We start from the raw sequence: 18,552 nt of genomic DNA on the forward strand, positions 1-18,552 counted from the left end.
ACGAGCCTTCCATCGATCGTTTGCTAACCCCGGTTTTCCGGGGTTTTTTTATTAAGGGCTTTTGACTTCACATCGCAATCGGGAAAGGTATCCGTTGTCATCGAGGCTGTCTTCGACTTCGGTGATCAGCCATTCGGCGGTGTCGATGTCGGCTTTCCAGCCGGTGAGGGTGAGCGGAGTTTCAGGCATGAGGTCGGCACGGCCGTGGGCCAATGTCAGTTCGAACGTGGCCTTTCCCCGCTGGACCCGGCGCAGCTCGGCTTTGGCGGCGTCCAGGGCGTCGGCTTCGGTGGCGTAGGTGTCGCGCAGATCCTTGAACTTGTCACCGGTACCGGCGATAGCCGTTTTTCGTTTGCTGCCGGCGGTGTCGTTCCAGTGAGCGCGGACGCCGGTGTAGCTGTCGCGATCGGTGCGGCTGTAGCGGTGCTGGTCGCCATCGCGTCGGGTGAGCGTAACGCGCGGCAGGGCGATACCGCTGGCCGTGAGCGCTTCGCCGGCGAGGGTGAACAGCATACGCTCGGATTTCACGGCGGCGATGGCATCGAAGCGCTGGCCCAGGCGGGTGATGAAATTGAGATCCGATTCGTCGGTCTGGTCGATGTGTCCAATGCGGATGCCGGCAAGGGTGTCGCCGATGATTGGGGTGAGGTCGTGGCGCTTGGCGATGGTGTCGACGATCTCGGCGATCGTGATGCCGTGCCAGCTTTGCGAGCGCTTGCCAGGTAGCAGGTTGCGCATGTCGGCGGCACGGGCGCGGATGGTCACGCGATCCGGAGAGCCGCTGTGCTCGACCTCGTCGACGATGAACACGCCGCGGTCGATCAGGCCCTCGTCCTGCCAGCCGATCGCCACGCTCAGCGGGGCGCCGTGGGGTGGCAGCGCCAGGCGGCCGTCATGATCGGTCAGGCTGATATCGAGCTGGTCGGCCTCGCCGCCGCGCTGGCTGGTGATGCGCAGGTTGATCAACCGGCCGTTGATGCGTGGCGTGATGTCTTGCCCGTCGAGCGTGATGCGATAGCCGGGTCGGTGGTAGCCGTTGGCGTTGCTCATGCGTAGGCCCCTGCCAGACGGGCGAGCGATGACGTGGTGAAGTCACCGAGCAGGTCGGTTCGATCATCGTCAACGTGCTCGAGCGAGAGCGTGAATTCGATCTTGCCGGCGGCGCCGTCACGAAACAGCACGCTCGAGGTTTCATCGACTTTGGTGATGACCCATAGACCGTACTGGCGCCCGGTGCCTTCGACCAGTGGCCAGGCCTTGCCTTGGTCGGCCATCTCGCGGATGTCGTCAAGATCCAGCCGGCCGCCGGTGAATTCCGGCAGCAGCGTGCCGGTCAGGGTAATGATATCCGTGCCCGGGCCGATGTACTGATACGCCGGACGGTCGCCAACGCGCGATTGCGAGGCGTGGCGCCACTCGGTCGCGCGCTGGATTTGCTGGTAGGGTACGGTTTGGGTTTCGAACACAAACATGCCGAGGGCCATGAGCATGAAAAACATCCTTCAGAAGATTCGTAGAGTCCGAAAAGAAAATATGAAAAAGCCTTTTCCAAAGACGGACTTGGCGGCCATTTTTGCGAATCAAAGTTTAATCGGACTTTTCCTCTTTGCCGCCTTGATCCAGTACTTGGCGTATAACTTTCAACCGACCGATGCCGAATTCATGAGTGCAGTTAAAGGTTTCCCTTCATGGGAGGTGTTTGGCTTGATTGCAGGTGTTGCTTCGCTCCTCGGGTTTAGAGGATCAAGGGTAAAACCGATACGTTTGATAGCCCTATTTTCTATCACCATGTTCGTCGCGGCCGTCTCGCTGCATTTTGTACCGGCAGACATGGTGATTAGTGGAGCCAGCCAAGCGCGACAAACTGCCGTTTTTGGTCCGCTGACCCTTATGATCATTGGAATTCTCGGAGCTGTGATGAACCTGGTATGGCTGGCTTTTTATCATTCTGATTCTCAAAAACAGCTTAGGCTCATCTAATCCCGATCCCACATCGACGAGCGGCCGCGGGCGGCTTGCTGACGCTGCGCATCGGCGAGGGCGCGCTGCACTTCAATGGCGACGAGGCGGGCCATTTCCTGCGCGTCTACGCCTGGGGCCGCCGGTACGTTGATGTCGCCGAGGTGAATGCTGTTGTCGATGATCTGCTGGCTGCCGCCGGTACTGATCGGGGGCCGCGTGTCGAAGCGGATCGGGTCGCCGGCGTCGATGCCTGGCATGGCCGCAGCGGGCAGGGTGGCGGCGCCCAGGGCGATACCGGCGCCGGCCTTGCTGACGCGCTTGGCGATCTCCGCGATGCGCTTCACCGGCTCATCGCGCTGGCGATCTAGGCCGACGTTCAGGCCATCGATGGTGTAGCTGCCAAGCCGCGCGAACACGCGGGACGGTGAGTGGATGTCGAGCTTGTCGGCGAACCAGCCTTTGACGTCGTCGGCGATGCCGCTGACCTTGTCTTTCAGCGCGCCGAGCTTGCCCGTCAGGCCGCCGATGAGGCCGTCGACGATGAAGCCGCCCAGGGACTTGAACTTGCCCGGGATCTCGACGCCGAGCTTTTCGAGCGCGGCGGTGATGGCACGGTAGATCAGACCGAACGGCGACCAGTTCATCAGCAGTTTGGCGATGCTGCCGATTCCGCCGCTGAAGGCGGTCTTCACGTCCTGCCAGCGCTGGGCAAACCATTCGCTGATCGATCCCCAATTGCGGTAGACGACGTAGGCGATGCCGGCAAGCGCGGCCACGGCGGCGACGATGGCCATGATGGTCAGCGATGCCGGGTTGAGCGACAGCAGGGTGAGGGCGTAGCGCACGGCGGCAATCGGGCCGAGGATCGAGGTCAGCATGACGGTCAGCGCACCGCCGACAGCCACGACGACGGCCAGCACGGCGGCGACGCGAGCGAGCACGCCGGCCAGCTCCGGGTTGGCCTTGATCCAACTACCGATGCCGCGGGTGATCGCGGTGACATTCTGAATCAGATCGCGAAGCGGGCCTTCGTTGGTGTCGGTGATCGAGATTCCGACTTCTTCCCACGCCGAACGCAGCCCTTTGAGATCGCCGCCGATATTGTCGGCCATGGTGCTGGCGACGCGGGCGCTCTCGCCGGTGGCGTCCTTGTACATCTCCACGAACTTCTCGATGCCGGCGGCGCCCTGCTGGGCGATCAGCTCGGCCATGCCGGCGCCGGGTTCCTCGCCGAAGATCTGCTTCAGATAGTTGGCGCGATCGGCGTTGCCCATGTTCTCGGTGGCCTTGGCCACGTCGGCGAGGATCTTCGGCACGTCACGCAGGTCGCCTTGTGCATCCTTGGCGCTGACGCCCAGCGTCTGGAGCGCGCCGGCGGCAGCGCCGGTGGGTGCTGCGAGTCGGGTCATCATCGCGCGGAGCGTGGTGCCGGCCTGACTGCCTTGAATCCCCACGTTGCCCAGCAGCCCGGCCATGGCGGCGGCCTGCTCGAGCGAGAGGCCCATCGCCTTGGCCTGGGGCGCGACGTACTTCATCGAGTCGCCGAGCATCTCGAGATCGACGTTGGCGCGTGTGGTCGTCGCGGTCAGCACGTCGGCGACGCGGCCCATCTGATTGGGATCGAGCCCGAAGCCCGACAGGATGTTGGAGCTGATATCGGCGGTGCGGCCGAGATCGGTGTTGTTGGCCAGCGCCAGGTTGAGCATGTCCGGAATCGCCTTGCCGATCGATTCCGGGGTGAAGCCGGCCATGGCGAGAAAGGCCTGGCCGCGACCGACATCGGAGGCGCTGAATGCGGTGCTCGCGCCGAGGGCGCGGGATTGCTCCTTGAGCGCGGCAAAGCGCGGGTCTTCCTTGTCCAGCCGCGTCAGCGCCTGCACCCGGCTCATGGTCTCGCCGTACTCGATACCCGGTTGCAAGACGTTCGCTGCGCCGTAGAGCGCGGCGCCACCGGTGGCGAGGCCCGTCATGCCGGCGCCACGGATGGCATTCGTTCGCCCGATGCCTCGGTGGAATTGGTCGCTGGCGCGCTGGGCTTTGCGCTGCGCTTCGGCGACCTGGCCCATTTTCCGCTTTTGGGCATCGAACTGGGTGTTGGCTTCCCGGATCCGGTCGGCGAGCTGGCTTTCGCTACGCCCGAGGTTATCGGTGCTGATGCCACCCTCGCGCAGGCCCGTGCGCAGTTCGCCCAGGCGACGGCGCTGATCGCCCATCTTGCCCGTCAGGCGGTCGACTTCGTCGCTGGTCTGCTTGAACTGGCGCTGAAACCTGTCGGTGGGGGCGTCTGTCTGCTTCAGCTCGCTGCGCATCTGGCGCAGCCGTTCCTGGGCGGCGGCAAGGGCTTCGCCGTTCTCGCGCGTGGCTTCGCGGAGTTTGCGGAAGGAGCCGAGGTCACGCTGCTGGCGCTCGAGCTTGCGTAGCTCGTCCTTGCTGGCGCGCAGGGCATCGGCAGTCTTGCCGCTGCCCTGGGTGATCTTCTTGAGCGGCCCGGTCGCCTTATCGACGGCGTCGAGGATGACCTGGAGTTTGAGATCGCGCGCCATGGGAGTCCTCGGAGGATGAGCGTTTGCGGGCGCGCTCGCGCCATTCCATCAGTTCGCGGAGGGTGAGCTCCGCGCAGTCGGTGGGGGTCCAGTGGAAGACGATGGCGAGATCCGCCATCGCGTCCTCGATACTTGCGGGGAGGCTTACTCGGTCTCGCCCCGTGCCCGCTTCGAGAGCAAAAAACCGGCGATCTCACCGCCGCATTGCACCAGGTCGGCCGGGTCCATCTGGCGCGCCTCGTGATCGGTGAGCGACGGACTGGAGAGGCGCGGGATCAGCTTGATCAGCGCGTCGGTCTGCATCTGCAGCACGTCGGCGAGATTGACGCCACGCAGCTCGCCGGCCTGCGGCTTGCGCAGTGTGATCGATTCGATGGTGGTCTCGCCGCGCTGGATGGGCGTGTCGAGGGGGATCGAGTCGCTGACGTTGGTTGTGGCGGTCTTGGCTTTGGCCTGGGCCATGATCTTTCTCCAGTTGGGTCTTGGCGCATTCGCGCCGCTTGCGATGAAGTAAACCAGCACCACAGGAATGCCGTTGACCCAGCCGGGCAGACCCTCGATCAGCGCGATGGGGTAAATCCACATCGCGAGGATCGTCAGGAGGGCACAGCACAGGCCGCGAACGGCATTCACGTGGTTATTCATGTCAGATGCCGAGTGCCTGGCGCCGCTTGGCAAGGCGGTCTTCGCCGTTGACCTTGAGGACGTTGTTCGGGAGATCGATCTCGATCTTGGTGGTTCCGTCGATATCCAGGCGGTAATAGCTGAGCGTGGTGGTGACCTGGTGCTCGGTGTTTTCGCCGGACTGGGCATCGCCCATGTCGATCTCGGTGTGACGACCGCGCATGACGACTTCGACGGCGGAGACTTCGTCCACGTCGTCACGCTCGTAGCTGCCGGTCATGCGCAACAGGTCAGCGTCGATGCGACTGGCGCCGAAATTGTCGAAGATGCTCTCGATCAGCCCGCCGACGGTCCACTGGCAGGTCATCAGGCCGTCCATGCCCATGTCGATGCCGACGGTGCCGTCCATACCGCCGCCACGCCATTCCTCGATCTTGCGCGTCAGCGTGGGTAGCGTGACGGACTGCACCTGGCCCTGGTACGAATCACCGTTGCCGAACAGGTTCAGACCCTTGAGTTTCTTGGGGAGTGCCATCGTTCAGAGTCTCCTGTTCAAGCCGAGGCGTTAACGCGGTCGGCAAAATCCGCCAAATACGTGTCGGTAATGCGCTGCTGAAACCCGAGATCCTCGAGCGGCGGTACCGGGGTGTAGTCGTAATCGATGCGCAGCTTGCCGGCCTTGAGACTGGTCGCGTCGTTGAGCTCTTCGTTCAGCCAGGCGATGCCATCGACGATCAGGCCCAGCGAGCGCAGCTCGGCGAACTTGGCGTTGATGCCCTCGATGATGTCTCGCGCCAGCGAGGCGTGAAGCGGCTTGTCCACGGCCCACAGGTGCGCCTCGGCGATGGTGTCGGCGAGGATCTGCGCGGTGCGGGTGTAGTTCTCGAACGGGAACAGGGATTCCGGGCCGGCGCAGGTGCGTGAGCCCCAGAAGCGATAGCCGCTCTGGTTGATGAGCGTGGTGACGTCGGCGGCGTTGAGGATGCCGGCGTCGGTATTGGGCGATTGCAGATCCCAGAAGACGTCACGGTCGATACCGGTGACGCCGTTGACGACGACGTTACTCAGGGTTTTGTGCCAGCCGACGGTTTCATCGAGCTTGGCGCGCATGCCGAGTGCCACGGCGACGGGGCTGGTCGAGACGGTCTCGGCACCATCGGTATCGAACGCCTCGAACTGGGGCCAGATCACCATCAGTTCACGGGCGCCGAACTGGTCCCGGTATTCGGTGGCGTCGGTGATAGTCTGGCAACCATTGGCGTAGACGTAGCCGAACGCTCGCAGCGACTGCAGCACCGAGACCATGGCCGTGGCCACTTCCTGGGTGTCGAGGTCCGGGCAACCGATGATGCGCGGCGTAACGCCGAGCTTTTGCTTTGCGGTCATCAGCGCCTGCAGGCCGGTGCGTTGGCCGTTTTCGAGCGTGGTGCCGATGACGTTGGCACTGGTGTCGGCGTCGTCTTCACCGTCCGCCACGCGGACCACGACGATGATCGGCTTGGCCTGGTTGCCGATCGCGGTCAGCGCGTTTTTCAGCGTGCCGGTGTCGCCGGCCTTGCCGATCGCGGTGGCCACGTTCGTCACCAGCGCGGGCTGGTTGAGCGGGAAGACGTCGGCATCAGCATCGGAGGCGGTGGCGACGATGCCGATAACGGCGGTGGAGATGGTGCGAATGACGCGCGTGCCATCGTTCACTTCGGAGACGCGCACGCCGTGGTGATTTTGGTCGAGTGCCATGATGGATCCTGATCAGGGAACGGGGCTTTTTAGGCAGTTCAGGGCGTCCATGGTGTGGCGGCTGGTAGAGTGGGGCGAGCGGTTGGCGTTGTAGAACGTGACTTGACAATAAGGAAGGGATAATGGGGCATTTAGATGCAAGGAAAGTCGACGCATCTCTCAGAGTGCAATTGAATCTTGAAGCACTCAGATGTCGTGTCGCCTTTGAGTCGTTCACTAATCTTCTAGCAGGAGAGTTTATTGCCAAAGAGACTCGAGGGGATCTGTACTGGTTCGTGCTTCAGCAGCATTGCGTTTCTTGGGTTGCTCATTTATATGAATCGCTGAAACTTTGCGTTGAGCTAGACCAGGATCTAGCCCCAGGGGGACTCAAAAAGTGGATCATTAAACAGTTCAGTATCGACCCTAAAAACAATCACTTGATCGCTGAGAAGGTTAACCAGATGGTGGGAGAGGCCGCTCAACGCGCCTTCGAGAACGATGAGCCGTCGCGAGATATCGAAGTTGATTGGTCTGATAGTTTCGTAGCGTCCCTAGTCAAGATTCGGAACAAGCACTTCGCCCACCCCGATGCTGAACGGGTGGACCTGTCAGCCATGTCTAAGTTTGGGAGAAACCACTACTACATTGCCTTTTCGTGCTACCGACAGTGTGTTTTGCCTTGGGCAAGTCTGGATTCCATGCCCAGAGATTTAAAAGTTTCAGTGGATAAATTCAAGGAAATCATATTAGAAATTCCAAAAGGTAGATTCCGATCAACTTAACTTTCAGCCCGCCACCCGGCGGGCTTTCTCGTTCTTCGGGTGCCTACCGCCCCAACTCCAACCGCGGCCCGTAGCGCTTGGCGATAAAGGCACCGTTCATCACGTTGCCGTGAAGCCTGGCCGCGGCAGGCACTGACGCGCGGTAAGGGCGTAATAGAGCGGGTGCTCGGCTCCTAGAACTATCGGCTACCTATCTCCCCACAGTGTTGCTCTATGTCACTTAAAGAGAGTATGAGTGGAACTCGGTGGGGGGCCTTATGGTGCTTCCCCGCCGATCCTGATGCCAGACAAAAGGAGTCGAGCATGGCCGGTTACTACGAACTGACCCAGAACGACAGTGGCAAGTATCACTTCAACCTGAAAGCAGGCAATCACGAGAAGATCCTGAGCAGCCAGCTTTATACGACGAAGAGCGGCGCGGAGAACGGGATAGAGTCCTGTCGCAAGAACACGCAGGAGGACGCGCGCTACGAGCGCAAGGTCGCCAAGGACGACAGCCCATATTTCGTGCTCAAGGCGGGGAACGGCGAAATTATTGGCACCAGCGAGATGTATAGCTCCGCTTCGGCGCGTGACAACGGCATCGAGTCCTGCAAGACGAATGGCAAAGGCCCGACGAAAGACAAGCCCTGATCTACTGACCGGCCCAGTGGCGGCTGTGCCGAGTGAGTTGGATACGAAAAGCCCGCCGGGAGGCGGGCTTATTCGGCAGGCGGGTTAATGAGCTGGAAAAACGCCACTAGCTCGCGACACGTCTTCAAGGTTTTCTTGGCATCGCGATGGGAGACGTCTCTATCCCAGTCGTAATCAGCTTTGTGGCGAAGCCGCTTCATGTCGTTGAGCTGGTTGCCGTACCGCGCGAGATCTCGGCGGTCGATCAGTGAGCCGATCACTTTCTCGTGGCTGGCCCCGGTGCCGGCTGGAAGCTGCTTCTGTTCGCAGTAAGCCCTTGCGGTGAGGAAAGCGGCGTAGTAAGCCCGATTGATCGCGCTGCGCAAACGGGCTTGGTCGGTAGGTGTAGCGTCGAGCTGTTCCTGAGCGATGGTGAGCAGGCGGTCCGGCATCAACAGGCCTCGGCGTCGAGACTCTGGGGGTAGTCGCGGACCAGCACGCCCACGCACTTGTTTAGCGCCGGATTCACGCGATCCGCGTCGGAGCGCAGCTCCAGCAGTGCCTCGTCGATGGCGTCGAGGGTGTCGTCGTCTAGATCGAGATCGAACATAACGAGCAGCTCTTGGTGACCGTCTTCGTAATCCTCAATGTCTACTCCCGAGACGAGCCGAACATCGGTCTTGTTCGCAACGAAGCCTCGGATCAGTTCGAAGAGACATTGCACATACTGCTGGAACGCGTCATGCGTAACTCCATGAAGTACGAGCAATTCACTGCTCTCTTGAATTAGGTCTCGCAGCTCCTCATAACTCTCTGCGTTGAGCTTGCCCAACCGGGCGGTCGCTTGGTCGCTGATCTTGATATCGCCAGCGTGCCAAGCGTTTCTCGCCACTGTTTCAACAAATACCTGGTCGCTTCGGTTGAACTGGAGTGCCCTGCGATTCAATCGCGCGCAAAGATCTGCATTGAGTGCGTAGTGACACATGAGGGCGAAGTTGACGTAGGTCGTCCCGGGTTCACTTAGGTCGTCCATATCGAGAAGCATTTCAGCGGCAGCGTCGAAAGCGGGAAAGTCTCTGTCCCACTGGGCCTGGATGGCTCTTCTCGCGACTTCGCTCTCGGAGCTTTGATCCAGGCTAGCGAGGGACCGCTGCAGACGGCGGTCACCGAGCGTATCACCACAGCCCCGCCGAGCTTCCATTCGCTGGAGCTCGCCAAGGATTTGGGTGACGGCATTGGCTCGGGTGAGCGGCTGAGGCATTGGATGACCTTAGAGAGTGTTACTTCGAAACCGCTTCATCTTCGGTACTTTCCTGCGCAGCGTCAATTTTTGGGCTGGTCAGTGGAGTCGGTGTCCCATGTGATCGCCTCGAGCGCGGCGCGATCCCCGGCCTCCAGGACCGCGCTGACGGCGTCCTTCAATTGCCATGACTTGGCCAGCAGCGCCTGTTTGAACTCTTTTGCGGCGTCGGTCAACGCGATCATCTGCTCGGGCGTGAGCGAATAGACGGTGTTCGATTTAGCGCGCAGCGACATGACCGCGCCGGTCTCGCCGGCGGTGCGCAGATCCCGGGCTTCGATCGCCAGGCCAAGCAGGTTCGCTTCGTCCTGATCGGGTCGGGTCTGGATCACGTCGTCGCTGCCGTCGGGCAGGGTGTAGGCCATGCCGGCAGCGAGGGCGGCGTCGAGCGCCTTGTCGATCATGCGGCGCTGCCGCTGGGCGATATCCGATATGGGATCGAGCGGGGAATCGACCCACACCGGCGTGCCAGCGGCATCAGCGCCGACCACCTTGCCCGCAGGCTTTTCGGTACTGACGAACTCGTCGAAAGTTTCGGCGCTGATATCGATCACGTCAGCCGGTAGCGTGCCAGCGGCGGTATAAACCGATATCAGCTCGGCGGGGAAAAACTGCTTAGTCGATGGGGAGAATTTCATAGCTCAGTATCCAATGGCGATGTAACGAACGATCCCGTTTTCATCCGTCGTTGTACTTACCTGTGTTCGGCTCCAGCCAATGCCTACGGGGTCGGGGTAAGCGTCTTCGTTATCGCAACCCACGGCGATCATGCAGTCGTTAGGAAACGGAATGGGAAAATCTGTCGTTATCGACTTTCTGCCCGATGTCGCAGAGGCGTTGCCCCACTGGATGATCAATCCATTGGGGAATACCACGTAACTGTTGGTCCTTTTCGAATGGCCGTCATGCCAGACTTTCTTATAGCCATTGGCACCAACGTAGAAGCCCGTATAAATTTCGCCGTCATCGTTGAGTTGGGTATGAGGCTTGCCGCTGTAATTTCCGTCAGCATCGACATGCAAAATATAAGCGTGCCCACCGCTCTCCACGAATCCGTAACTTGGGAGCATAAAGCCTTCACTGGTACCGTCGTCGTTGATCCGGATTTTGTTGACGCCGGTAATGTCCTTGTTGCCCATGCTGAGGTCAGTGGACACTGAAATGCCGCCCGACTTGGCGGAAAGAGCACCACTAACGACCAGCTCGTTATCGACTCGAACTGTGCTCCTCGTGACAACCATTTGACGCTGATCATTAGCCCATACCTCGATCTGGCCGTCGCCAACGCCACGCACGCCGGAGTCGTTATCCGCCAATGCCAGCGCCGTTCCGTTGTCAAAGTCCCCACTTGGATTAGCGCCGACGCCGAACGACTTGTAAGCCTTGGAGAAATCACGACCAAAGGCAAAAACATTCTCGCCATTGGTATCGTCCCGGATATATGAATAGCTGCCGCTCTCGACGAATGAGTAGGTCGGCAGCATGAAGCCTTCGCCGTAGCCGGCGTCGTTGATGGTGTAGCTATTGGCGTTGATAACGTTCTTGTTTTTCATGTCCAGCGTGCCGCCGACCGTCACGTCGCCATCCACTTCGAGAGATTCTGCCTTGACCTTTTGTTTGATTATCAGGTTGCCATTGTCGTAGAAGCGGTCTCCGGCAGCCTCGATGTAGCCAGGTCCCAACAGGATGCGCGGCGTGTCTTTGTCAGGTTGTTGATCCGCATAAAACGCGAGTGTGTTGTCGCCTTCGTCGTAGACGAGCCCATCCCAGTTCGTGTCACTGGTCGAGCCAAAGGGCACGCGGGTGTTACCGGCGTCGCTACGCAGGAACTGGCTGGCCTGAAGCCCATCGAGCTTGTCCGCGTCCAGCCCGCCACCTGCGCCCTCATTTCGAACTGCTGCTGAGCCCAGCGCCGCGAGCGCCGCCTGTACCGTTTTCGGGTTGCCGAGCGTGGCGAGCGCACCGAGCGAGATCCGGTCCGCCGCGTGCGCGCCGGTTTCCGTTCGGTGGGCATCGAGTGCGACTTTATTGCCTGCAGGCGTGACGGCTCGAGTGTTGTCAGCGCCGTCCCTGGCTTCGGCGTAGGTCGCGAGCTCGATCATGCCCTGGGCCGACGTTGTTGCGGCTGGGTGGTCGCGGCTCGCGGCGTGATCCGCGAGTTGCTTTACCGTCGCGTACGCCTTGAGCACCTTGTCGAGCAGCTCTTTCAGCGTGCGCGGGACGACGGCGCGACGGCGATCGGTACCGGCGTCCACCTCGTCCTGGGTGGCAATCTCGATCACGCCCAGGACCGTCTCGGTCGCCGGGGGATTGAGAAACGCGGCATCGCCGAAGGTGATGCTCGAGACATCGAGCGATTCGACTACCAGGTCGGTGGCGAGTAGCAGCGTGGCCGGTGCCGCTTTCTCGATGATCCAGTCGCTCTGCGAGTAGACCGCGAACAGTACGCCGGCATCGGTGAACAGGCCGATCTCGCCGACCTGGTAGGCGTCTCCGGTTTCGTCCTGAACGGTGACGTGTAGCGTGTCGTCGGAGACCGCCTGGCCGGCGATGGTGTCCACGCGCTTGATCGGCGCTTCCAACTCGGTCTGGTCCTTCGCCGGCGCGTAACGCCCGGACCCCAGCCCGACCTCGGCGATGACCACGGAGTTGGTGCCGTTGTTGTCGGGATCGATGAGCGCGGCGCGGCCGGCGTCGGTGATGGTGAAGACAATGGCCATGGGGATCCTCTATTGAGCAGTGGCCGAAAGCCGGCGGTAGATGATCGGGCGCGCGGCCCCGGCGATACCGACGCCGCCGGACGCGGTCAATCCGGCGGTGAAGGTGAAATGCGATCGGACTGGCTTGATGCGGCTGATCTCGTCGACGATGTCCTGTTGAAACTCGGCGTTATTGGGGACGTCCGAGCCGAGCGTCAGCACCACATCGAAGGTGTGGGGCTCTCCCTTGTCGGCTTTCTGCCACCACTCGCGTAGCGCCAGACTGCCGCCGAAGGAACGGACGACGTCGCGCACGCTCTTGGCGGTGCCCTTGCGGCGCTGGATCTCGATGGCGTCTCTGATGCGCTGACGCTTGATGCGTTCTGGCCAGTACGGCTGCCAGGAATCCAGCGACATTGCCCAGGCGAGCCATGGCAGCAGGTCCGCCGGGCAGGTGTCCGGGTTCCAGAGCGAGCGCAGCGGTACCGGTAGATCGCTCGCCGTCGCCGTGGTCGCCTCGAGGGCGCGCTCGGCGGCGGTGGCATTGGGCGGTAGGAGGTTTGCGCTATTCATCGAGGCCCCCATCGGTCAGGTCTATGGCCGTGCAGTAGGTCGCCTGGGTACGGTCGACGACGATGCTCGCAGTTGGCTCGACGATCTCGACGCGTTGCACGCCCGGTTGATGAAGCGCGGCGTAGAGACCGGACATCGTGACGTCGAGGCCGAGGCGGTGTTGTTGCTCGGTATATTCGCTGGCCCGTTCCCGCGCCTGGCGCATGACGACCTCGCGATCCGGCCCAGCGTAGAAGTAGAGCGTGGCATCGATGGCGTACTCGACGATCTCGGCCGACTGCACGGTGACGTGATCGGTCAGCGGCCGGACGTCCTCGGCCGAAAGGGTCGTGTCGACGGCGGCGAGCAGCGACGCTGGCGCGTTGCCGTTGTCGTTGCGGGAAAGCACGGTGACGACGACTTCACCCGGTGATGGGCTGGTCGCGCTGGCATCGAGCACTGCGCCATCGGCCGACAGCGCGTGGAACACGTAGGCGCCCTCGGGGCCGGCAGTCGAGAACCCTTCGAGCGACAGCTGGATGCGGCGGCGGTAGTCGGCGTTGCTCTCGAAAGTGGCTGGTACCGGTGGAATCGCGTCCGGGTCGCCCTCGCTGAGCGTCTGGCGCTCGACGCCGTAGAGCGCGCCAAGTTGGTCGAGATCGGCGTCGATGGCGTAGGCGAGCATGACGCCCTTGGCGGCTTCGTTGATGCGCTGGCGAAGGAGCATTTCCCGGTAGGCCGCGACCTGCAAAACCTTGTAGGCCGGGTCCGATTCGACGGTGACGTCGAAGCTGGGATCCCGCGCACGCAGGTCGGCGAGCATCGCCTCGAAGATGGCCTCGAACTCGATTTCCTCAACGACGCCTGGCGCCGGAAGACGCGACAGATCGACGGCGGTGAATCCTCCGGCCATGTCAGATGTCTCCCGTCAGCGCGACGTCGAGGGTGACGTCGTCGCCGGTGTCAGTCCGGCGTGCGGTGATGCTGAGATCGAGGCGGCCCGGGCGTGTGGTCGAAACCGTGCGAGTGATCTGGCGCACGCGGATTCGCGGTTCCCAGCGCATGAGCGCGACGACGGTGGCTGAGTAGGCACGCAGGGCCGTGGCGCCATTGAGTGGCTGGTCGATGAGTTCGGGCAGCAGTGAGCCGTAATCCCGGCGCATGACGCGGGAGCCGATCGGCGTTGTCAGGATGTCGGCGACGGATTGGCGGATGTGTTCGACGCCATCCAGCGCGGTGCCGTTTGTGCGATTCATGCCAGGCATCAAACGACCTCCCCTGATACGTCGTTGCCGCGCTGAACGTCTTCGTGCGTATGCGACGAGCTGATGTTCTTGCCGTTGCTGGTGACGGCACCGGTGAATTTGACGTCACCGGCCATGGTCGCGGTCTTACCGCTGGGCTGGCTGAGGTTGCCGTTCAACGTGACGTTGCCGTTGATGACGACATTGGCGTTGATCGTGGCGCCACCGGCCGCAGTCGCGGTGAGCGCGGCGGCGGTAGTGACGGTGACATCGGCCTGGGCGTCGACCGATGCCGACCCGGGGAGCGTGGCGCGTAGGTGGCTTGCTTCGTGGTCGTATTCGATCACGGCACCATCCGGCATCAGCCAGTGGGTCAGGTTGGGGTCGTTGACAGGCGCGGGGTTGTTGCTGGAGTTGATACCCATGAGCACGACGGCGCCGCGCATCTCGCCGCCGGGGGCGAGTAGTACGACTTGCTCGCCTTTTGTCGGCGGGTTCCAGGTGCGGGTCTGGCCGGCGCGCTGCTCACGCCACGGAATCCAGTCAGTGAGCAGATCGCCGGACTGCACGCGCACCCTAGCGGCGGCGTGATCGATCTCTTTGACCGTGCCGAGTCGAATCAGGTTGTTGAGCAGTCGGACGAGTTCGACGGAATTCATGGCGCGGCTATTCCCCAGGACTACGGACGGGCTGAGTGGCTATGTCGCTATCGTCCGCAGCCTGGCGCCGGGTGGCGAGCGGTGCGCGTTGTAGAACGGGCGGTTACAGAAAGCTCCCGATAGGCCGATGTTTCGCTGTATTGCCATAAGGAGCTGGATGGATGCTGCAGAATATCGAAGAGCTTTACAGTTTGATTCTGTCCAAATACGACCTCGCTCCACTGAAGCCTGTCGCCGCCGATTACACCGGCCTATTTCTGCCCTCGGTGCCAACCGGGAATGAGATGCCTCAGCGGCGAGTCATGGTGGTGGGCCAGGAAACACGCCAATGGAATGGCTCGCTGACGCGGTGGATAGAAGCATCGGCAGACGGGAAAGCGGTTGACTACATTGACCGTGCGATGGAGCGTTATCTCGAAACGCGGCTAATGCCACCTTCGAAGTACCGATTCCTCCAATTCCTCCGACAGTCCGAGCGGGAGTTATCCCTTCAGCCTCACACCCTGCAATGGGCAAATCTGATTGCCTGCGCCTATCGCCGGGGCTCTCCCAAGAAACGTCCAAAGGCAGAACTTGAGCAGGTGCTCGCGCTTTCCTACGACCTTCTAGCTGCTCAGATCGAGGTGGTGAAACCCCAAGCTATTCTCTTCACGACCGGTCCGGGGTACGACGGTTTCATCAAACAGTTTTCGCTTCGGTTCGGCGGCTACTCAGACTCGATAGTCCGTGAACCCCGACTGCTCTGGGAGTTCCGGCTTGGCGATATCCCGTGCTTCAGGACGACTCATCCTCGGTATGCTCCTGGTACCTCAACTCGCAACCGCGCATTGGCTTCCATCGCCGATCTCTAGCTATCCAGATAATCAAGAATGCCGTCGCTGACACGCTGGCGATCGGCATCGCTGAACCCGAGCAGCTCGCGTTCGGCGTATTTCACACGGGGTCCGTTCTCGCTGACCCGATCGCGCAGGCCATATTGGTGAGTGCGGGCGATGCTGGCGACGCGGCCGAAAAAGCCAACGGTGGCACCGTTGGGCGAGCTGCGAGTGCGCAGGTATTTGGCGGTGCGGATCTTCGAGAACATGGCATCCCGGCGGATTACGCCCTGACGATCGCGAGAGCGGCGCGGAGTAAACGGGGAGCCATCGGGGTTGTGTTGGCTCTTGATGCGTTCGCGCTGGCTGCGGCGCAGATCGGTGGCGACCAGGCGGGCAAGGCGGCGGCGTTCATGCGCCTGGAGGCGGGCGAGTAACGGAGCGAGCCAGTCGTCGAGTTGCTGGAGATCGTCAGAGGCCATCGGCGCCTTGCTCCCGTGGGCCATCCCATTCCGCAATCAGTTCATAGTCGCCGTCGATGTGGGCGTTGCGGATGAGCAGTTGCCAGTGCTCGGCGGGACACTCCTCGCGCTCGAACTTGGGCATGCGATGCTCGACGTGGATCTGGCCGCGCTTTTCACCAGGACGGCAGTTGCGCTTGGCGACGACGCGCTCGGTGAGCTGGACGCGCAGTGCCAGGTCGACGGCGCTGTTACTGAGGATCTCGGCCTCAAATGAGACGGCCTGTTTCGGGTCGAGATCGGGCTGGTAGATCGAGAGCCAGTCGAGCAGCGGAATCATGACGGCGTCGATGTCGGCGGCGTAGTCGGTCAGCACCAATTGGGCAGTGTATGTGTAGCCGTGGGAGAGGTTGGGGCCACGTGCGAATTCAATCGAGCCATCTTCGACGAACGTAAGCAGGCGATCCGGGTCGCGGCTCAGGCCGGGAACGGCGTCAATCAGGTGTTGGCGTAGAGCGTCGAGCTTTTTCATCGAGGGCGTCCGTTTCGCTTTCTGTTGCGTTCAGTGCGTCGAGGAGTCCGTTGTGCCGGATGGCGCATCGTTGGTACTGGCTGGCCCAGTCGCGCATGGTCAGCACGACATCGCGGCCGGTGCCGTCAGTCAGCGGCGGGAGCGTCTGCGGGCAGCGGGTCAGCAGCGTTTGTTGAATCGGGGGCGCGTCCGGCTGCGGCGTCGTTGAGCAAGCGGATAGCGTCATCGCCAAGGCAGACATTGCGATACATCGGCTTTTCAATCTCACGGATGATTCCCCGGTCGATGATGCGTTCGTTGGCGTCGAGCGTTGAGAGCTTGGCTTCGACGATGCCAGCGATGACGGATTCGCGGGCGAGTGCCTGGCTTGCCGTTTCGCGAGCGGCCTCGATCGCGGTCAGCCGGTGGCTGTCCTCGAGCCAGCCGCGGGTGAGCCAGCCGGCGGATGCAGCGATGCCGAGTGAGCCGATTACGAGGACGATCCGCGTTTTCACTGCTCGAGCCCAGCGAGACATAGCTCGCGTTCGGTGGCGCGGCGTTTGACCAGGCCGGCGAGTCTACGGCCGCCGGCGTAGACCCAGCGGGAGAGCTGATCGCAGGCGGCGCGGACATTGCCGGCGTTGAGTTCGCGCAGCAGCGTCGAGCGGGCGAATTTCCCTTCGCCGACGTTGAACACGAACGAGGCCAGCGCCGCACGGCGAGCCGGCGGCATGGTGGCGTTGATCTCCGGCGAGACGTCGCGGTCTATGGCGTCGAACGCTTTGCCCAGGTCGCCGGCGAGTAGCGCTTCGCATTCCTCCGGCGTTTTGGTCTGGTGGAGCTTGACGGTCGGCCCGGTGTGTCCGGTGCAGATCGTCGGGATGCCGACTGGATCCGGATAGGATTCAAGCTCGGTGCCCTCGTAGTGTTTGACGACGCCGATGGAGATCGACAGCGCGATGCCACATGCGCCGCCGATAGCACCGCCGCCGATCCAGCGACCGAGATTCTTCACGATCGATCTCCCCGAATCCGTTCCCACCAGTTGCGGAGTTTCTCCAGGTACTTGGGCACGATCAGCCCGATCTGCAGCGCCAGATACGCCAGCGTCAGAACCGTGATCCAGTCGGACGGCGTCATGCCCCCGGCATGGAGCAGCGAGACGATGGCCGGCGGCGTGGTCTTGATGGCTTCGGTGGTGATGCTGAGCTGCTGGGCCATGGTCATCCCTGCGTTTGCGATGAGTAGCGTGATCAGCACGACGATGGGGTCGGGCTGGTGATGGCGATGTCGGATCCTGTGTTTCATGGCGTCAGTCCCATAGCTGCACGATGCGTGTGCTGGGCGCCTGGGTGGCGATATCCGGCAGCGTGACGAGGGTCGCGCTGGGCAGAATCGGGCCGAGATCGGCGAGCCCCGGGTTTGCCTCAAGAACTCGCTCGGTGACGCCGGCAGTCTGGCCATAGGCGCGATAGCAGAGCTGATCGAGCGTGTCGCCCTGCAGGCTGCGGACGGTGCGGCTCATATCAGTTCCACCGTGACGTGGGAGCGGCCGAGGATCTCGCTGACCGCCCAGCGGGCGTCGCGGCGGTAGGTGTCGCTGGTCTGGTCATCGAGGTCGCCGCGGTCCCGGCTCGCCGCCGTGGCGTCGTAATCGCGGTAGCGCTCGAGTAACTGCGCATGGGCCTCGGCGAATACGGCGCGCTTGTAGAGCGCGGGATAGATGCCAGCCGGCTGCCAGATGGGTTCCGGTACCGAATCGACGACCAGGTAGCCGGTCTCCATCTGTTCTGCCTGCCAGTGGCGCAAAACGCGATTGGTGGTGGCCATCGCGGTCAACAGCACATCGGTGATTCGCTGGGGCGTTACCGTGCCGTCGATGCGGTGGGCGTTGCGGAACTCAGCGGGGTCGATGTTCGGCCAGAACGGGTTGTTGGGGATCGGGTCCGCTTGGATAGCGCTGGCGTTGCCGGTGGCGACGAAGCTGCTCATTGGCGGTCCCTCCTGAATGATTGGTCCGAAAAAGGGGGTGGACGAGGGTTTCGGGAGAGCCTGGGCTTTCCGTCACC

Annotated in this window: 27 protein-coding genes; 4 read left to right on the plus strand and 23 right to left on the minus strand. The window is 62.1% G+C overall.

What is annotated here, in order from left to right:
• Positions 1–51: 51 nt before the first annotated feature.
• A complete protein-coding gene (locus BTW07_RS14670; protein WP_075570926.1) occupies positions 52–1,050 on the minus strand; it encodes a phage late control D family protein in 999 nt (332 codons plus the stop codon).
• On the minus strand, positions 1,047–1,490 hold the full coding sequence (locus BTW07_RS14675; protein WP_075570927.1) for a phage tail protein: 444 nt from the start codon (positions 1,488–1,490) through the stop codon (positions 1,047–1,049). The genes BTW07_RS14670 and BTW07_RS14675 overlap by 4 nt, the downstream gene beginning before the upstream one ends.
• Between BTW07_RS14675 and BTW07_RS14680 the strand changes: the two genes are divergently transcribed.
• The gene (locus BTW07_RS14680) at positions 1,489–1,980 is read left to right on the plus strand and encodes a hypothetical protein (RefSeq protein ID WP_075570928.1); all 492 of its coding nucleotides are present in this window, start codon (positions 1,489–1,491) and stop codon (positions 1,978–1,980) included. The two genes, BTW07_RS14675 and BTW07_RS14680, sit on opposite strands and share 2 nt — an antisense overlap.
• Here the strand turns inward: BTW07_RS14680 and BTW07_RS14685 are convergent.
• Genes BTW07_RS14685 through BTW07_RS14705 form a run of 5 tightly spaced genes read right to left on the minus strand, consistent with a single transcriptional unit; the run spans position 1,977 to position 6,866 of the window.
• Positions 1,977–4,505 (minus strand): phage tail tape measure protein, encoded by a 2,529-nt coding sequence (locus BTW07_RS14685; RefSeq protein ID WP_075570929.1) that lies wholly within the window; start codon positions 4,503–4,505, stop codon positions 1,977–1,979. The genes BTW07_RS14680 and BTW07_RS14685 overlap by 4 nt on opposite strands.
• The gene (locus tag BTW07_RS14690) at positions 4,459–4,623 is read right to left on the minus strand and encodes a GpE family phage tail protein (RefSeq protein ID WP_075570930.1); all 165 of its coding nucleotides are present in this window, start codon (positions 4,621–4,623) and stop codon (positions 4,459–4,461) included. Before BTW07_RS14690 ends, BTW07_RS14685 begins: the two co-directional genes overlap by 47 nt.
• A 26-nt stretch (positions 4,624–4,649) precedes the next feature.
• Positions 4,650–5,150: a phage tail assembly protein gene (locus BTW07_RS20040; RefSeq protein ID WP_208605412.1), complete on the minus strand. Its 501-nt coding sequence runs from the start codon at positions 5,148–5,150 to the stop codon at positions 4,650–4,652.
• Position 5,151: 1 nt separating this feature from the next.
• Positions 5,152–5,664 (minus strand): phage major tail tube protein, encoded by a 513-nt coding sequence (locus BTW07_RS14700; protein ID WP_075570931.1) that lies wholly within the window; start codon positions 5,662–5,664, stop codon positions 5,152–5,154.
• Between the two features lie 17 nt (positions 5,665–5,681).
• Positions 5,682–6,866: a phage tail sheath protein gene (locus BTW07_RS14705; protein ID WP_075570932.1), complete on the minus strand. Its 1,185-nt coding sequence runs from the start codon at positions 6,864–6,866 to the stop codon at positions 5,682–5,684.
• Positions 6,867–6,988: 122 nt separating this feature from the next.
• Here BTW07_RS14705 and BTW07_RS14710 point away from each other — a divergent pair, with 122 nt between their 5' ends.
• Positions 6,989–7,630 (plus strand): hypothetical protein, encoded by a 642-nt coding sequence (locus tag BTW07_RS14710; RefSeq protein WP_075570933.1) that lies wholly within the window; start codon positions 6,989–6,991, stop codon positions 7,628–7,630.
• A gap of 303 nt (positions 7,631–7,933) precedes the next feature.
• Positions 7,934–8,263, plus strand: coding sequence for a YegP family protein (locus BTW07_RS14715; RefSeq protein ID WP_075570934.1), 330 nt, complete (start codon positions 7,934–7,936; stop codon positions 8,261–8,263).
• A 68-nt stretch (positions 8,264–8,331) separates the two neighbouring features.
• On the opposite strand, the gene BTW07_RS14720 is transcribed toward BTW07_RS14715, so the two are convergent.
• The 8 genes from BTW07_RS14720 to BTW07_RS14755 all read right to left on the minus strand — a co-directional run bounded on the left by BTW07_RS14720 (position 8,332) and on the right by BTW07_RS14755 (position 14,696).
• Entirely contained in the window at positions 8,332–8,694 is a 363-nt protein-coding gene (locus tag BTW07_RS14720; protein WP_075570935.1) for a HEPN domain-containing protein, read from the minus strand.
• Positions 8,694–9,503 carry a hypothetical protein gene (locus tag BTW07_RS14725; protein WP_075570936.1) on the minus strand — a complete coding sequence of 270 codons (810 nt, stop codon included), beginning with the start codon at positions 9,501–9,503 and terminating at the stop codon, positions 8,694–8,696. Before BTW07_RS14725 ends, BTW07_RS14720 begins: the two co-directional genes overlap by 1 nt.
• A 62-nt stretch (positions 9,504–9,565) precedes the next feature.
• Positions 9,566–10,180, minus strand: a complete 615-nt coding sequence (locus BTW07_RS14730) for a DUF4376 domain-containing protein (RefSeq protein WP_075570937.1) — start codon at positions 10,178–10,180, stop codon at positions 9,566–9,568.
• 3 nt (positions 10,181–10,183) lie between these two features.
• Positions 10,184–12,262, minus strand: a complete 2,079-nt coding sequence (locus BTW07_RS14735) for a gp53-like domain-containing protein (protein WP_075570938.1) — start codon at positions 12,260–12,262, stop codon at positions 10,184–10,186.
• A gap of 9 nt (positions 12,263–12,271) precedes the next feature.
• The gene (locus tag BTW07_RS14740; RefSeq protein ID WP_075570939.1) at positions 12,272–12,814 is read right to left on the minus strand and encodes a phage tail protein I; all 543 of its coding nucleotides are present in this window, start codon (positions 12,812–12,814) and stop codon (positions 12,272–12,274) included.
• Complete coding sequence (locus tag BTW07_RS14745) at positions 12,807–13,706, minus strand: baseplate assembly protein (RefSeq protein WP_075570940.1); 900 nt, start codon at positions 13,704–13,706, stop codon at positions 12,807–12,809. Before BTW07_RS14745 ends, BTW07_RS14740 begins: the two co-directional genes overlap by 8 nt.
• Position 13,707: 1 nt before the next feature.
• On the minus strand, positions 13,708–14,049 hold the full coding sequence (locus tag BTW07_RS14750) for a GPW/gp25 family protein (RefSeq protein ID WP_244158377.1): 342 nt from the start codon (positions 14,047–14,049) through the stop codon (positions 13,708–13,710).
• A gap of 8 nt (positions 14,050–14,057) precedes the next feature.
• A complete protein-coding gene (locus BTW07_RS14755; protein ID WP_083941907.1) occupies positions 14,058–14,696 on the minus strand; it encodes a phage baseplate assembly protein V in 639 nt (212 codons plus the stop codon).
• 161 nt (positions 14,697–14,857) lie between these two features.
• On the opposite strand from BTW07_RS14755, the gene BTW07_RS14760 reads away from it, so the two are divergent.
• Positions 14,858–15,547 (plus strand): hypothetical protein, encoded by a 690-nt coding sequence (locus BTW07_RS14760; RefSeq protein ID WP_075570943.1) that lies wholly within the window; start codon positions 14,858–14,860, stop codon positions 15,545–15,547.
• On the opposite strand, the gene BTW07_RS14765 is transcribed toward BTW07_RS14760, so the two are convergent.
• From BTW07_RS14765 to BTW07_RS14795, 8 genes are read right to left on the minus strand one after another with little or no spacing between them, the layout of a single operon-like run.
• On the minus strand, positions 15,544–15,993 hold the full coding sequence (locus BTW07_RS14765; RefSeq protein ID WP_075570944.1) for a phage virion morphogenesis protein: 450 nt from the start codon (positions 15,991–15,993) through the stop codon (positions 15,544–15,546). The genes BTW07_RS14760 and BTW07_RS14765 overlap by 4 nt on opposite strands.
• A complete protein-coding gene (locus BTW07_RS14770; RefSeq protein WP_075570945.1) occupies positions 15,983–16,504 on the minus strand; it encodes a phage tail protein in 522 nt (173 codons plus the stop codon). The genes BTW07_RS14765 and BTW07_RS14770 overlap by 11 nt, the downstream gene beginning before the upstream one ends.
• Complete coding sequence (gene lysC, locus BTW07_RS20345) at positions 16,467–16,745, minus strand: Rz1-like lysis system protein LysC (RefSeq protein ID WP_425272041.1); 279 nt, start codon at positions 16,743–16,745, stop codon at positions 16,467–16,469. Before lysC ends, BTW07_RS14770 begins: the two co-directional genes overlap by 38 nt.
• Positions 16,630–16,998, minus strand: coding sequence for a hypothetical protein (locus BTW07_RS19440; protein ID WP_083941909.1), 369 nt, complete (start codon positions 16,996–16,998; stop codon positions 16,630–16,632). Before BTW07_RS19440 ends, lysC begins: the two co-directional genes overlap by 116 nt.
• A complete protein-coding gene (locus tag BTW07_RS14780) occupies positions 16,995–17,498 on the minus strand; it encodes a lysozyme (protein ID WP_075570946.1) in 504 nt (167 codons plus the stop codon). Before BTW07_RS14780 ends, BTW07_RS19440 begins: the two co-directional genes overlap by 4 nt.
• Entirely contained in the window at positions 17,495–17,791 is a 297-nt protein-coding gene (locus BTW07_RS14785) for a hypothetical protein (RefSeq protein WP_075570947.1), read from the minus strand. The genes BTW07_RS14780 and BTW07_RS14785 overlap by 4 nt, the downstream gene beginning before the upstream one ends.
• A 4-nt stretch (positions 17,792–17,795) precedes the next feature.
• Complete coding sequence (locus BTW07_RS14790) at positions 17,796–18,008, minus strand: tail protein X (RefSeq protein ID WP_075570948.1); 213 nt, start codon at positions 18,006–18,008, stop codon at positions 17,796–17,798.
• Complete coding sequence (locus BTW07_RS14795; RefSeq protein WP_075570949.1) at positions 18,005–18,475, minus strand: head completion/stabilization protein; 471 nt, start codon at positions 18,473–18,475, stop codon at positions 18,005–18,007. Before BTW07_RS14795 ends, BTW07_RS14790 begins: the two co-directional genes overlap by 4 nt.
• Positions 18,476–18,552 lie beyond the last annotated feature (77 nt).

The sequence above is a fragment of the Salinicola socius genome, from assembly GCF_001937195.1.
GTDB lineage: Bacteria > Pseudomonadota > Gammaproteobacteria > Pseudomonadales > Halomonadaceae > Salinicola > Salinicola socius.